This window comes from Burkholderia sp. MSHR3999 (assembly GCF_000833595.1).
Taxonomy (GTDB): domain Bacteria; phylum Pseudomonadota; class Gammaproteobacteria; order Burkholderiales; family Burkholderiaceae; genus Burkholderia; species Burkholderia ubonensis.
Genome location: NZ_JRFO01000004.1, coordinates 1 through 13,868, shown reverse-complemented (window position 1 = coordinate 13,868; position 13,868 = coordinate 1). Strand labels below are relative to the sequence as shown.

Below are 13,868 nucleotides of genomic sequence, written 5' to 3'. Positions count from 1 at the left end.
GCTATTGCGCCCGCATTGTCCGTCCCAACGGATGGCATTGCCTGTGTTCTTTGTCGCCGGCGAGCGTCTCGTCCACACGCAGTACCGCCGGCTGGTCGAGCTCGATGGCGGCGGTTCGGTGCGCTAGGCGGGGGAGGGCGGTAAGTATTTCCGCGGAATGCGGGGACTGGTCGGCGAGATCGCAGAGCGTCACGCGGCAACCAGATTACTTGTCGGAGATCGTGCGCAGCTCAGTTACGCCGCTATAAATAATCGGATGCCAAAGTTCGACAGGCGTACGTTTGCAGCACTGTATATACATCTCGCTTATGGCCGTGTGCGAGGCTGGCCAGCCCGCACTTGGTGTTCACAACGGTGAGGCAATCCGAACCGCCGGTGCCGCAGCCGCTGCCCGAAGGGGACCGACCGGATCGGATGCATGCCAGATGCGGAGACATTGGTGCGGCTTCGGAAGCCGTGACGTCGTCGCGAAAATGAAGTAGGATTAAATCCTATTGATGTAGGAGGGTCGCCATGCGCACCACCCAGCAGATGAGCATCACGCTCCCGAACGAGATGGCCGACAACGTGCGCCAACGGGTCGCCAGCGGTGCCTATGCGACCGAGTCGGAAGTGATTCGCGACGCGCTGCGCGCGCTCGCCGCCCGCGACCGCGCGATCGATGCGTGGCTACGCGAGACCGTCGTGCCGGCGGCCGACGCGCTCGACGCGGATCCGTCGCGCTCACTGTCGGCGGCCGACGTCCGCGCGTCGCTGGCCAAGCGACGCACGTCGTCGCGTTGAGCGGCCTGCGCTACCGCGTCGTCTTCTCCCCGGAGGCGCGCGACCAACTGGCCGCGCTCGAGGACGCGATCGCCGCCGCCGGCGCGCCGCGCACAGCGGCCGAGTACGTCGACGCGATTGTCTCCTTCTGCGAGCAGCTCGCGCGCTTCCCTGCCCGCGGTGTGCCGCGCGACGACCTGCTCGACGGCCTGCGCGTCACGCACTATCGGGGCCGCACGGTGATCGCATACCGGATCGCCGGCGACCAAGTCGCGGTGCTTGGCGTGTACTACGGTGGCCAGGATTATGCGGCCGAGTTTCGGGCAAGCTTCGACGACTGAGGCGCCGGCTGGTCACCAATTTGACGGCGGCACACCGCCTGGGATGACTTTCCCATCCGGCCGGTCGATCAGTCAAGGCGCGGGCGTCGCTCAACGCCGCACTGCCTGCAACGCGAGCGCGGTGCGCATTTCCTCCCGCCACCTACTTTCGCTTTTCCCCCGAGCCTCCCATCCCAGCGTAGTTCCCGCAGGGGCCTGTACCTGTCAAGCCGCCTGGATTGACAGGTAACGGCCGGCTATGGCGGTGAGTGCTTGGATGCTGCAGGGGAGCAGGGCGGGTGGCGCCGGCCGTCCGCCCTGCCACGAACCCGGCTGCGACCGGGTTTTCTGCGCGCGTGCCCGACCTACTTGGCCCGGACGCCAACATCACGTCGGCGCGGGATCGGGATCATCCGATACGCCGGCTCGACCGTGTATTCCCTTGCCCCTCGGTTTTGCTCCGTGTTCCACGGGGCGGCCTGCGCCCGCCGACCCCGCAGGGGCGGCACGCCCCCTGAGACCGGCTTGGGCGGGGTTTGGGGGGCCGCCACCGGCGCGCGCCAGGCGCCGTGACGGAAATGTCCCATCTGATAACTGCGCTTAGCAGATGGGACACTTTGGGCTGTCAGCTTTGTTGGGCTACAGTCGATGGGAGGTCTCGTCCGGACTGGTTGAGCAGGATGCCGTGTCCATCCCGGATGAGCCCCGGCGTGTGTCGAAACGGGGGCAATCATCGATCACTGCGACGAAAGCGGAGAGTATCTTCTGACGGCGACAGGTGTGACGGTGCCATTATTTTCATTTCGAAGCGACGGAGACAAAAGGCTCAGATCTCGCGAGGTGGAAAGGAATCGCTGAAATCTTGGGACAGTTGCCGGTCCGATCTGTGGGCTTTGTGAAACAGTACTGCGACCTCTCACGATCTCGCAAAAGCCAAGTCGAGAAAGGCATTCAAGGGACATGTAGAGATATTTTCACCTAGTGTTTCACGGGAAATCGGGCCTTGCAGCACGGAAACATCCTCAGGGCAGTGCTCTTGAGGTCCGCGCCGACTTGCACAGGCCGAATGTGGTATTTGAGACGTGATTTGTAGTAAATGTTACATTCTTGCCCGATGTTGCTACCCCCCCTTTGGTCAAGGCCGACCGTTCGCGAGCAATTGTCCTACGACTGAACGTTGACCCACGCCTGCGTTATCCCACAATGATCCAAAGCGCGGTCAATGTGGCACTTTCCGCTTGGGAAGCACCGATTCGACGTCTTCGGAGCGAAGGGTGGTCCGTCCGCTGGCGTTCTAGGCAGGGGCGGCCTTCGATGTCGGTGGCGGACGCGAGTTCGCTGACGAAGCGCGCGGCGAACAAAGCTCGTCCGCGCATGACGGTGCCTGAGTTGAGATCGAACCATTGGATACAGTTTAATCATCGACTACAATGTCATCATTGATGACATACTGGGAGGGTGCATGGCTGCAATGACCATCCGCAATCTCGACGAACCACTTAAGACTCGGCTACGCGTTCAGGCTGCGCGCCACGGTCGATCGATGGAGGAAGAAGCGCGTGACATTCTGCGGAGCGCGCTTTCCGTCGAACCGCCGCAAGGCAACACACTCGTCGACACGATCCGTCGACGGATCGCGTCATTCGGGGGTATCGAGCTCGAGCTACCCGCGCGTGAGCCAATTCGCGAACCAGACGAATTCGGCTCATGATCGTCCTCGATACCAACGTCCTTTCCGAGTTACTGCGACCGGCCCCGAACTTGCGCGTAGTGGACTGGTTTGCGGGGCAATCCCGCGCCGCACTGTTCACGACCGCTCTTACACGAGGGGAAATGCTTTACGGCGTGCGCTTGTTGCCCACTGGCGCGCGCCGAAACGGTCTGATGACTGCCGTTAAGGCCATATTTGATGTCGACTTTGCTGGGCGGGTATTGAGCTTCGATTGGGACGCGGCTGACGCGTATGCAGAGATTGCCGCCGATCGACGGCTCGCTGGAACGCCGGTGAGTCAGTTCGACGCGATGATTGCAGCAATTGCACGATCGCGCGGTGCCGCAGTTGCAACCCGTAATATCAAAGACTTTACTGGCTGCGGGGTCGAGTTGCTCGATCCGTGGCAATGAACTGTATGGGCTATCAAGTTGACGGAGCTTTGTCCGAGAGGGGGCTTGCCCAGACGTTTAGGGGCGGGTAAACAGAGCAGAGCGAATTGACTCATGTGATCCAAGGGCTTCATATGCCCTTAGTACAACTGATTTTTCTTCTGCGTTTGTATCGGAATTGCAAACGTGCAGGCGAGTCGACTGTTAGGGAATTAGACCGCATAGATTGTCTGCGCCGATTGAATTTTGAGCACGAACACATGACCGGAGAACGGATCCTTCTCCAGCACGGTTTGCACCTTCGCGGCGAGCGAATTCAATCCACAGCGCATGTCCGTCGTACCGGCCGCGATCCAGATCCGGGTGTTCTGAGGCAAGCCGATCATCGTAGAATGCGATCAAGAACGGAGCGCAGCACGGCCGAATCCGGCGTGCCTTCGATACGAATCGACGTCTTTCCGTGCTGGATTTGGATCGAGCCAAGCGGTACGCCAGTCGCACCGGGAGTATCAATTGCCATTGGCGATGGAGCGGGCGGTGCGGTAGCTTCGTCAACGACCACCGGCAGTATCGCCTCCGGGTTCGCGTCGTCCGTTAAGGCGATGGTGAACAAGTCCACCATCGCCGTGGTCCAGCCGTTATGGATCGTCAGATATGACCCGAGTGTCAGCGTCGGATAGATACTCCCCACTTTCGTCGAAGTAATTTTCCCCAGTTTTTTGTCTGACGGCGCCGCGGTAGTGGCGCCGTCCTGTCGATCGCCGACCATATCGCCCTGGAGATCCGTCGTGGGGGTATCAGTGGTCGAGCTGGAGGAAATGATGACGATTCTGGAATTGCATCGGCAAGGGCTGAGTATTTCGGCCGTCGCTGCTCGACTGAGTATGGACCGCAAGACCGTTCGTAAATACATCAGGAATGGCGTTCAGGCGCCACGTTACGGTCCGCGCGCGCGCCGCGACCGTGCGTGGTCGATCCGTTCGTCCACTACGTCACCGAACGTGTACGCGAGTTTCCCGACCTGAGCGTCGAACGTCTGCTGCGCGAGATCCGGGCGATGGGTTACGCGGGCGGCCGCACGGCGCTGGGCGACCTGGTTCGGGAAGTCCGGCCGCCGCGCCAACGCGGCTTCGAGGTGCGCTTTGAGACGCCCGCCGGTCATCAGGCTCAAGTGGATTTCGCGCACTTCAATGTCGAGTTCGACGACGCGCCCGGCCAGCGGCGTTCGATCTGGCTGTTCTCGATCGTGCTTGGGCACAGTCGCTATCTCTGGGGACGTTTCGTCGAGCATCAGGACCTGCAGACCGTCCTGCGCTGCCACATGGAAGCGTTCGAGCACCTCGGCGGCGCTCCGCGCGAGATTCTGTACGACCGGATGAAGGCGGCCGTGCTGGGCGAAGTCGAGAAGCACATCGTCTACAACGCGAAGCTGGTCACGTTTGCGTAGCACTACGGCTTCGCGCCGCGCGCCTGCAAGGCGTATCGCGCCAAGACCAAGGGCAAGGTCGAGCGGCCGTATCGCTATATCCGGCAGGACTTCTTCCTGGCGCGCCGCTTCCAGAACCTCGCCGACCTGAACCGCCAACTGGGCGAGTGGGCTCGACATGGTCGCCAATGTCCGCGTGCACGGCACCACACACCGCGTCGTCGCTCAACACTTCAGCGAGGAGCGTCCCACTCTGCAGGCGTTGCCGGCCGGCACCGTCAACGGCGTGATCCGGCTCGAGCGGTGCGTGAGCCACGAAGGTCTGGTCTCGGTCGGTGGCAACTACTACAGCGTGCCCGATCGTACACGCAAGCGCACGCTCGACGTCCACAGTCTGGCTCACGAGATCCGCATCTACGAAGACGGTGAACTGCTGGCGGTTCATCCCGTGCTGGAAGGCCGGCGACGAACCTCGCTGTTACCCGGTCATCGGCGCGCAAACCAGCGTAAGCAACCGGCACGACACCCAGCGCCATCGGTGACGGCGGCCGTGGCTCGACGGCCCCTGTCGTTCTATGACCAAGTCGCAAGACGCCTTGCGGATGCCGGGAGGGCCGCATGAGCAGCATGCCCGCCTCGACACTGGAACGCATCCGACGCTATCTCGTCGGCTTGCGCATGCCGCGCGCGCTCGAAACGCTGGACGCCACCCTGAACCGCTTCGAGCAAGGCGACAGTTCGATGCTCGAAGTGCTGGAAACGTTGCTGGGCGAGGAGTTCACAACACGCGAAACCCGCCGCATCCGCATGGCGCTGCAGACCGCGCGACTCGGCACGATCAAGACGCTGGCCGGCTATGACTTCAGCTTCCAGCCAAGTCTGGATCGCGATCGCATCATGACGCTTGCGCAACTTGAGTTCATCGAACGACGGCAGACCGTTCACTTCCTGGGGCCGCCCGGCACGGGTAAGTCGCACCTGTCCATTGCATTGGGCGTGGAAGCCGTGCGCGCCGGCAAGAGCGTCTACTTCGGCTCGCTGGCCGAGATTGTGAACTCGATGGCCAAGGCCGAGCGGGAGGGCAACCTGGCGCAGCGCGTGCGCTTCCTCGCCCGTAACAGCCTGTTGATCGTCGAAATCGGCTATTTGCCGTTTGGGCGCGAGCAAGCGGACCTGTTCTTCAACGTCGTCGCCAAGCGCTACGAGCGCGGTGCCATCGTGTTGACGAGCAACTTGCCGTTCACGCAATGGGCCTCGGCGTTCGCCGACGACCAGACGCTGACGGCCGCGATGCTCGACAGGCTGCTGCATCACGCGCACATCGTGCAAATCAGCGGTGAGAGCCATCGCTTAAAGGACAAGCGCAAAGCAGGACAAACGAGCACGCGGGCCGGCGCGAAGGCAGCCGCGTGACAGGAGCCCGGGTGGGTCAGTTTTACTTCGGCGATTCGCCGGAAAGTGGATCAGATTTAAATCGGCGTTGACAGGTACGCCCATCCGTAATTGCCGGGCTATGGTGAGGTAATAATGCGCGAAGGCCGCACTTTTGACGTGCCGAAGCAAGCGCAACAAGACTGGCCCGATGCCCAGTCGGGTAATCGCGCGCAGCAACCAGCGCAGGTTGAAGCCCGTCGCGCACAGCCCCGCATGCAACGCATTGCCACGCGCGAGCAGGCGCGGCAACGGACCGGAGTTCGCTGGTAAGGTGCTGGATGCATGGGCCTACGAAGCAGGTGTCACGCTGTCGTTCATTCGGCCTGGCAAGCCGGTCGAAAATGCCTACATCGAGAGCTTCAACGGGCGGTTCCGCGATGAATGCCTGAACGAGCACTGGTTCGTCTCAATGCGCCACGCCAAGCGGCTGATTGAGGAATGGCGAGTCGAGTACAACACCGGGCGGCCTCATAGTTCGCTTGGCTATCTGACGCCTGCGCAGTTCGCCCAGGCGCACGATGAGAAGCAGCAGTTTTTAACCTCGGACTCCAACTGCAGTTCGGACTAAAACGGGGGGCAGGTCAGTGTGGAACGAGTGCTTTCTTGCCCACTCAGGAATACCGGTGGCGCGTGCAGACTTCGACGTGGGTACGCGCTGGGCGTCAGCTTCCCGCTGCATTTCCGCCGTGCCTAGCCATTGCTCGCGGTATTCGCTCCGCGCGACACTGCTGCACGCGAGCAGCACGATAGCGCCGCATATTGCGAGGAGTCGGTAAGTCAGATAGCGGTTGTGCATCGAAAGCCTGATTGTTCTTTGCTTGTACGGGTTCAACGGGTCATGTGATGCGAATGCGAACGGGGCGTTGCTTCGGTGTTATTCGCTGTCGGGATTGATCAAGAACGCTGTTCGTTCACGGCCGGCGATCCATGCAGGTTCGCGTCCGCGACCGCTCCACGTTTCGCCTGTCGCGGGATTGCGATATTTCGTCGGCGGTTTGACTCGCGGCTGAGACCGCGTCGTGCCGAAGATCTCGCGCGAAGCAATATCGAATTCCGCAACCAAGCGCTTGATTTCCTCGATGACACCCGCTCGCGCCTGGAATTTAACGGTGGCGATCTGGGCGTCGAGCGCGTCGCGTTGCCGGAGCAGTTCTTCGTAGGTTGGCATAGGATTGTGTGGTTGAATATGATAGCTATGAATGACATAGCTCGTCCGATGCGAAGTCAAGTACCCGTGTTTCCTGCGCCGTGCGGCGACGATGGCGCTCCGGCTCGGTCAGAATTTCGATGCTTTCCACGTAATGACTAGGCTTACTGATAGGCACAAGACTATCCCTTATTTTAAGAAAGTCCTCATGTCCTCAGATACGTGGGGCCGCTCCAATCACGAACACGACGTACCGGTAATGTTTCTGACCTTCGCCCTGGTTGCGCCCCTTCTGGCTGTCGGAAAAGAAACTCAGATGTGCGGGCGCGGTCTTCTCAGATGGTGTCGTTATGGACATCTGTCGAACACCTGATTCGCAACATTGATGAGTTCGTTCTAGCGCGTGTCCGGAGTTACAGGGGCAAGTCCACCCACAGTAACCTCTCGCTCGCGATCAACATCATCACAAATATCGACCAATCTCGAGTCAGTCATTGGCAAACGCGAAACGCGAATGCGCTCGCTCGCTTCGGTGACGATACGAAGAGAGTCATAGACGAATCTGTCGTCTGCAGTTGCCTCAAGTAACTGCGCCTCGGCCCGTAGGCGTCGATCTTGTCTCGGATTGTGTGGAAGGATGAATGTCATTCGAATTTCAAATGCGCAAAAGGGAGATCTGCCCCCGCCAAGAACGCCCCCACCCACTATCGGTTAGCCCTCACCCAAGAAGGCGAGCAGATTGTCGCCACTGTATACACGGCCCCCAACCTGCGAGATCCGGAATTGACGATCTTTGACGCCGTCGAAGTGTTGCTACTCATGGGGCTCGTTGTTTCGCGAGCGGCTTGAAGTCTGATAAGCACGGCGTGTAAGGTGAACACCAGGACTTTCGGATGCCAATCTATTCCTACTGATTTCGCCGGCTCACATGCATTGTCAGGAAACCTCGATTTCTCGACTCTGACTGCCCCGCAATATCGTCGTGGTCGCTGCGATGAACGCCTCTATTGGCAACGGAGATGACGCCTTGGCCTATGAACTACAACAGCCCGCATATTCCAATTCGCATTGGCACGGGCCACCAGCGCGCTCACCGAAGCGCCGCGACCAGCAGCACTTCGGTTTACCTGAAAATCAGGACTGGGTGGCGTTCGATGCCGCAGCCTGGTGATGATGGTGGTGGCGATGGTGATGCTTGTGCTTCATCGGTGCAGTGCTGTTTGCCGCTTGGTCCACCGGCGGCGTCGCATTTTGCTTGACCATCGGTGCGGGCGCCATCGTTGTACTTTGCGAGGGCGCCATTTGGGGATTCGACGCCTGCGCGTATGCAGCGAGGGAAAACAGACCAGCCAGGGCGACAACCGCGATTTGTTTCTTCATGGGGAACCTCGATGTTGGAATCACGTGGGGGATTATGTGCCCACGCTGCCAGAACGGCGCACATTGTTCTTTGGTTGACGAGGCCCAAATGAATCAGACTGCATATGACAATTGTTGATATTCATTGCATTATGCTTTCATTGGCCGAGCATGTCTCACGGTCAGGTAAAACGTCGTTACGACCTCTTACGCATATTTCGCCAGTGCGCCGCTGCGTGGCGTACTGGCAAGAAATTGAAGTACGGCATAGACGGGCGCTCTGAGATGCCCATGGCGCCTCAACTGTCCTTTTTGTCTATTCGGACGCCTGAACTGCACCGAATTTTGTGGAGGCTCGGATTCTTGAGAGAATCGAGCCATGAACAAGAAGACAACCAAGTTTTCCCCGGAAGTGCGGGAGCGCGCAGTGCGTCTGGTACGTGAGCAGCGTAATGAACATCCTTCGATGTGGGCGGCGGTCGAATCGATTGCGCCGATGATCGGCTGTACGCCGCAGACGCCGCTGGATTGGGTCAAGCGCGAGGAGATCGATCGTGGGGAATTGAAATGAACGCGTCCCACCCGAGGCAGTGAAAGCAGAGGAAGTGGGTGGATCCTCACGGGCCGACGGCATCGAAGTGCCCAGGTGGAAAATGCAAGCATTTCCCGGCAACCGGAGGATCCACGATGAACAGTATGGCCGTAGGCGTAGATATCGCCAAGCAGGTTTTCCAGGTGCATTACGTCGATCAGGAAAGCGGAGAGATCGTGAACAAGCCGATCAAGCGGGCAAAGTTTCTGGAGCACTTCGCCAACCGTGCGCGGTGCCTGATCGGAATGGAGGCGTGTGGTGGCGCGCACCACTGGGCCCGTCAATTGACGAAGCTGGGTCACGAGGTGAGGCTGATGCCGGCGCAGTTCGTGAAAGCGTTCAACATTCGCAACAAGAACGATGCGGCGGACGCGCGGGCGATTTGGCTGGCGGTGCAGCAGCCGGGCAAGCCGGTGGCGGTGAAGAGCGAGATGCAGCAGGCGATGTTGGCGCTGCACCGCATGCGTGAGCAGTTGGTGAAGTTCCGCACGATGCAGAGCAACGGACTGCGCGGTTTGCTGACGGAATACGGCGAGGTGATGAGCAAGGGCCGGGCGAAGCTGGACAAGGAAATACCGGCCGTGCTTGGCCGGATCACCGAGCGCTTGCCGGCGGCGCTGATCGAGACGTTGCGCGAGCAGTGGAACGGGTTGGCGAGGCTGGACGAGCAGATTGCCGAAATCGAGCGCCGGATGCGCGACTGGAAGAAGGAAGAGCGGGCCGTAAAGGCGATCAGCGAGATACCCGGCGTCGGGTTGCTCACGGCCACGGCGGCGGTGGCGATGATGGGCGATCCGAAAGCGTTCAGCTCGGGGCGAGAGTTCGCGGCATGGGCCGGATTAGTGCCCAAGCAGACCGGCTCGGGCGGCAAGGTGAACCTGCACGGAATCAGCAGGAGAGGCGACACATATTTGCGCACGCTGCTGATCCATGGTGCGCGAAGCGTGTTGACGCATGCGAAGGAGCCCGGCCCGTGGGTCGAGCAGATGAAGAAGCGGCGGCCGATGAATGTGGTGATCGTCGCGCTAGCGAACAAGATGGCGCGCACGATCTGGGCGGTACTGGCCCATGACCGGCCGTATCAGAAGGACTACTTGAGCGTGAAACCGGTCTGAACGGCTCAGGCGAGGTAGAAGACCAACGTTTAACACAGGGTGAACGTCGAAAGGTTGCGCAGCAATCGAGTGTGATGACAAGTCAGGTAGGACCGGGACTTGCTAAACCTGAATCACGTGACGAGCTTCGAGCTCGCCAGGAGAATGAGGGGCGAGTCAGCGGATTTCATAGAGGCCCGCAGCGGCAGGATCGGCTGCAACAAGGCCGGATATAGAGCTGCAGCCATCCTGTCTGTCTGAACATTCGAAAACTGTTGCAAACGGGACGCGTTCATATAGAACGTGATGGCGTGAGCACGGCCGAGCGTGAACGCATCAAGGTCCTGGAGCGTGCGGTCAAGGAACTGCGCCGTACCAACGAGATTCTCAAGCTGGCGAGCGCATTTTTCGCCCAGGCGGAGCTCGACCGCCGTTTCAAGTCCTGAAGGCCTTCATTGATCAGCATCGCGACACCTTCGGGGTTGAGCCGATCTGCAAGGTTTTGCGGATTGCCCCGTCAGGCTACCGACGCCATGCAGCACAACTTCGCGATCCGTCGAAACGCTGCGCCCGCGCGAAACGCGATGAGCTTTTGCAACCGGAGATCAAGCGTGTCTGGCAGGCCAACATGCGGGTCTACGGCGTGCCGAAGGTCTGGAAGCAGATGAACCGGGAAGGCATTGCGGTGGCACGCTGCACGGTCGGACGGTTGATGAAGCTGCAGGGCTTGCGCGGCGCAGTTCGCGGTAAGCGTGTTCGCACGACGATTCCAGATGTGAGCGCGCCGCACCCGCTGGACCGAGTCTACCGGCAGTTCAAGGCTGATCGACCGAATCAGCTCTGGGTGTCGGATTTTACGTATGTCTCGACATGGCAAGGCTGGCCGTACGTGGCATTCGTAATCGACGTGTTTGCCCGTCGCATCGTCGGTTGGCGCGTCAGTTCGTCGATGAGCACGGACTTCGTTCTGGATGCGCTTGAACAGACGCTGTACGCGCGCCAACCGGGCGACGATGGGGCATTGATACACCACTCCGATAGGGGGGCTCAATACGTCCGCATTCGGTACAGCGAACGTTTGGCCGAGGCGGGTATCGAGCCGTCCGTCGGCAGCCGTGGCGACAGCTACGATAACGCGCTGGCTGAAACGATCAACGGTCTCTACAAGACGGAACTGATTCATCGACGCGCCCCGTGGAAAACGCGGGAATCCGTCGAACTGGCGACCCTGGAATGGGGGGCCTGGTACAACCATCATCGGCTGATGGAACCGCTCGGCTATATCCCGCCTGCCGAAGCCGAGGCAAACTATTACAGGCAACTCAAAAATGATGCTGAAGTGCCCGCATTAACTTAAACCAACCGGCCTCCATGATTCCCGTCGCGGTTCAGATTGCATGGCAAGACTTAACAATAGTTGATCAACAGGGCGGCAGGCCGCTGCTACAAGGACTGCCTCTGTCGCTGCCCCGTCTGATAGCGCGCTCATCGGAATTGACGATTGTTGATCACGCCCGCCGCGCAAATGGCATAACATCCTAGTAGATTGCGCGCGAACTAAGGCTGAGTTTGGGGTGACGCCTTGAAAACGATACTTCATCGAATCGGCCGGTATCGCTTACGACGTGATGAAGTAGTACTGGAACTTGTGGGAACTCACGACCACGGTGTCCAGTGATTACGTGCGTGAGGAAAAGGTCATCCACAAGCGATCTGTTCCGATCAGTGTGCGCGACGAGTAGAACGTTTACCCCTGCAAGATGTGAGATTTTTCCATAGTGTTTAGCTATCCGTGTTTCTGAACAGACCGACGGAAACCGCAGGGGGAACCCGGTAGGCATGCGTTGGTTCATCCAGAAGGAAGGTAGGAATCGAAGATGGGGAATGGTTTGTTACATGCAATTCAACTTTAAGGAGTCGAGATGAGTCAAGTTGACATTCTAAAATCACTCGAATCGCTCCTTAGCGAGCCGGTCGCGCAACAGGCACCGGCATTTCTCAACGAATCTCGCATCGCGGTGATTCACGGCTTCGATGGCGCACTAGCGAACGTGCTAGGCGGTATCGTGCATCTCTGTAAGACCTCGACGGGAACTGAGTCGCTTTTGCATGTATTGCATGCGTCGAACGTCACCCCCGATCTGCTTACCCGTGATCTTTCAGGTATGTTTTCCGGGGGAGAAGCAACGTCCAAACTGGTCGAGACGGGCAAGTTGGCGCTGCAACTCCTGTTTGGCTCCAAAATCCACGAGTTCAACGGCGTACTCTCCGGCGTCAGCGGGCTGATGTCGAAAAATGCGGCGCTGCTCGCCGAGATGGTAACGTCTTTTGTATTGGCGGCAATTAGGCACGCCGCGACCACCGCGGGACCGCTAACTACATCGAGTCTCAGCGCGGTGCTGGAAGCTCAGTCACGTTACCTGAAGGGACGCCTGTCTGAAAGGCTGCTTGGTGCGCTGGGGTTTGCTGGTATTGCCGCCTGGCTTAGCGGGGAAAGTCATCACCTGCGCGATGATATGCGCGCAACCGGGGCCGAGGTGAGGCGGGCGGAATCGGGTATCGAGCGGGAGGCCGCTACGCATAAGCGGAAATGGTTGTGGCTTGGTCTGATATTGCTGGCACTTTTAGCGCTCCTGTTTCTTGGCTTTTGCTCGAAGCGCACACCGGATATGTCTCAATCGTCGGACGCAGCGGCGCCGGCTTCGAGCACAGTGAGCGCTGTGGCAGACGCGATCCCCAAGGGCGCGGGGATCATCGCCGCGATGATGGAAGGGAAGCCCGAGCTCAAGATTTATTTCGAGTACGGCAAGGCGGAACTGTCGTCAGATTTTGCTGGCAAGGCTAAGGACGTCTTGGCATATTTGACGGACAACCCTTCGTCGAAGGCGAGTGTTTCGGGTTACACGGATTCGAGCGGAGACCCGACCTTGAACGCGGAGCTTGCAAAAAAACGTGCCGAGTCGGTTAAGGCGGCTCTGATGGCAGCCGGGATCGATGCATCACGCATCAGCTTGGACAAGCCGCTTGAGGTGAGCGGCGGCACGTCGGATTCGAAAGATCGCCGCGTCGAGATTCACGTCCAGTAACGCAGACGAGCACGCGCTGTATGCCGGCGAGGCTACGCGGCGCGTTATTCGTGTGAATTTCAATGATGCAGTTGCAACCGTTCGCGGCGTTTATCACACGGGCGATTTCGACGGTATGCCAATGCGCAATAAGCAGGATTTTTAAAAATTGGAGAAGGTTATGTCACTAGAACACTTGGTTGTATGGCTGGTCATTGGTGCCGTCGCCGGCTGGCTGGCTGGGATGATTGTCGCTGGAAGTGGTTTTTGGGCTTCTCGTCGATATCATCGTCGGGATTGTTGGCTCATTCATTGGCGGGTGGCTTGCGTCCGCGCTGCATATTAGCGTGGGCGGAGGCATCGTTGGATCTATCATCGTCGCGGTAATCGGCGCTGTAGTCTTGCTTTTTGCCATTCGCCTCGTTCGCTGGTCACTTTCCTGACGAGGCCTCGATCTGATCTCCGCCGGTAGCGCGTGCCGTTCATGACGGTCGGCGCGTTGTCCGCGCACGATATCGCGCTACAGGCGTTCAACGGCAATCTGAGGGTCCGCGGCTGAGCGCGCC

At 59.5% G+C, this 13,868-nt stretch carries 11 protein-coding genes, 5 pseudogenes and 1 other annotated feature; of the genes and pseudogenes, 12 read left to right on the top strand and 4 right to left on the bottom strand.

The window, feature by feature from the left end:
• The first annotated feature begins 513 nt into the window (after window positions 1-513).
• The 4 genes from KY49_RS12755 (at window position 514) to KY49_RS12745 (ending at window position 3,206) form a co-directional block, all read left to right on the top strand.
• The gene (locus KY49_RS12755; protein WP_042585036.1) at window positions 514-783 is read left to right on the top strand and encodes a type II toxin-antitoxin system ParD family antitoxin; all 270 of its coding nucleotides are present in this window, start codon (window positions 514-516) and stop codon (window positions 781-783) included.
• Complete coding sequence (locus KY49_RS12750; RefSeq protein ID WP_331456546.1) at window positions 780-1,103, top strand: type II toxin-antitoxin system RelE/ParE family toxin; 324 nt, start codon at window positions 780-782, stop codon at window positions 1,101-1,103. The genes KY49_RS12755 and KY49_RS12750 overlap by 4 nt, the downstream gene beginning before the upstream one ends.
• Window positions 1,104-2,544: 1,441 nt before the next feature.
• Window positions 2,545-2,793 carry a FitA-like ribbon-helix-helix domain-containing protein gene (locus tag KY49_RS35425; protein ID WP_080402744.1) on the top strand — a complete coding sequence of 83 codons (249 nt, stop codon included), beginning with the start codon at window positions 2,545-2,547 and terminating at the stop codon, window positions 2,791-2,793.
• Window positions 2,790-3,206, top strand: a complete 417-nt coding sequence (locus tag KY49_RS12745; protein WP_042585035.1) for a type II toxin-antitoxin system VapC family toxin — start codon at window positions 2,790-2,792, stop codon at window positions 3,204-3,206. The genes KY49_RS35425 and KY49_RS12745 overlap by 4 nt, the downstream gene beginning before the upstream one ends.
• Before the next feature lie 191 nt (window positions 3,207-3,397).
• Here KY49_RS12745 and tnpB read toward each other — a convergent pair whose 3' ends face one another.
• Together tnpB and KY49_RS37140 are read right to left on the bottom strand one after the other, a co-directional pair.
• A complete protein-coding gene (tnpB, locus tag KY49_RS12740; RefSeq protein ID WP_082062338.1) occupies window positions 3,398-3,571 on the bottom strand; it encodes an IS66 family insertion sequence element accessory protein TnpB in 174 nt (57 codons plus the stop codon).
• Window positions 3,568-3,954 carry a hypothetical protein gene (locus tag KY49_RS37140; protein WP_156162490.1) on the bottom strand — a complete coding sequence of 129 codons (387 nt, stop codon included), beginning with the start codon at window positions 3,952-3,954 and terminating at the stop codon, window positions 3,568-3,570. Before KY49_RS37140 ends, tnpB begins: the two co-directional genes overlap by 4 nt.
• 19 nt (window positions 3,955-3,973) lie before the next feature.
• On the opposite strand from KY49_RS37140, the pseudogene istA reads away from it, so the two are divergent.
• From istA to KY49_RS12725, 3 genes and pseudogenes are all read left to right on the top strand, one after another.
• A pseudogene (istA, locus tag KY49_RS12735) lies at window positions 3,974-5,233 on the top strand (IS21 family transposase).
• Window positions 5,230-6,024, top strand: coding sequence for an IS21-like element helper ATPase IstB (gene istB, locus KY49_RS12730; RefSeq protein ID WP_042585034.1), 795 nt, complete (start codon window positions 5,230-5,232; stop codon window positions 6,022-6,024). Before istA ends, istB begins: the two are co-directional and overlap by 4 nt.
• 247 nt (window positions 6,025-6,271) lie before the next feature.
• A pseudogene (locus tag KY49_RS12725) lies at window positions 6,272-6,613 on the top strand (integrase core domain-containing protein); the annotation flags it as partial.
• 306 nt (window positions 6,614-6,919) lie between these two features.
• Here the strand turns inward: KY49_RS12725 and KY49_RS12720 are convergent.
• Both KY49_RS12720 and KY49_RS35420 read right to left on the bottom strand, forming a co-directional pair.
• Window positions 6,920-7,213 carry an H-NS histone family protein gene (locus tag KY49_RS12720; protein WP_042585033.1) on the bottom strand — a complete coding sequence of 98 codons (294 nt, stop codon included), beginning with the start codon at window positions 7,211-7,213 and terminating at the stop codon, window positions 6,920-6,922.
• Window positions 7,214-8,326: 1,113 nt separating this feature from the next.
• Window positions 8,327-8,572: a hypothetical protein gene (locus KY49_RS35420; RefSeq protein ID WP_082062337.1), complete on the bottom strand. Its 246-nt coding sequence runs from the start codon at window positions 8,570-8,572 to the stop codon at window positions 8,327-8,329.
• 358 nt (window positions 8,573-8,930) lie between these two features.
• Here KY49_RS35420 and KY49_RS12715 point away from each other — a divergent pair.
• The 5 genes and pseudogenes from KY49_RS12715 to KY49_RS35415 form a co-directional block, all read left to right on the top strand.
• Window positions 8,931-9,110, top strand: a pseudogene (locus KY49_RS12715) (IS3 family transposase); the annotation flags it as partial.
• A 128-nt stretch (window positions 9,111-9,238) separates the two neighbouring features.
• On the top strand, window positions 9,239-10,258 hold the full coding sequence (locus tag KY49_RS12710) for an IS110 family transposase (protein WP_042585031.1): 1,020 nt from the start codon (window positions 9,239-9,241) through the stop codon (window positions 10,256-10,258).
• A 281-nt stretch (window positions 10,259-10,539) separates the two neighbouring features.
• A pseudogene (locus KY49_RS12700) lies at window positions 10,540-11,594 on the top strand (IS3 family transposase); the annotation flags it as partial.
• Window positions 10,638-10,754, top strand: a sequence feature (AL1L pseudoknot). (Overlaps the previous pseudogene by 117 nt.)
• A 565-nt stretch (window positions 11,595-12,159) precedes the next feature.
• A complete protein-coding gene (locus tag KY49_RS34460) occupies window positions 12,160-13,323 on the top strand; it encodes an OmpA family protein (protein ID WP_052495648.1) in 1,164 nt (387 codons plus the stop codon).
• A 160-nt stretch (window positions 13,324-13,483) separates the two neighbouring features.
• Window positions 13,484-13,745: pseudogene (locus tag KY49_RS35415) on the top strand (GlsB/YeaQ/YmgE family stress response membrane protein).
• Window positions 13,746-13,868 lie beyond the last annotated feature (123 nt).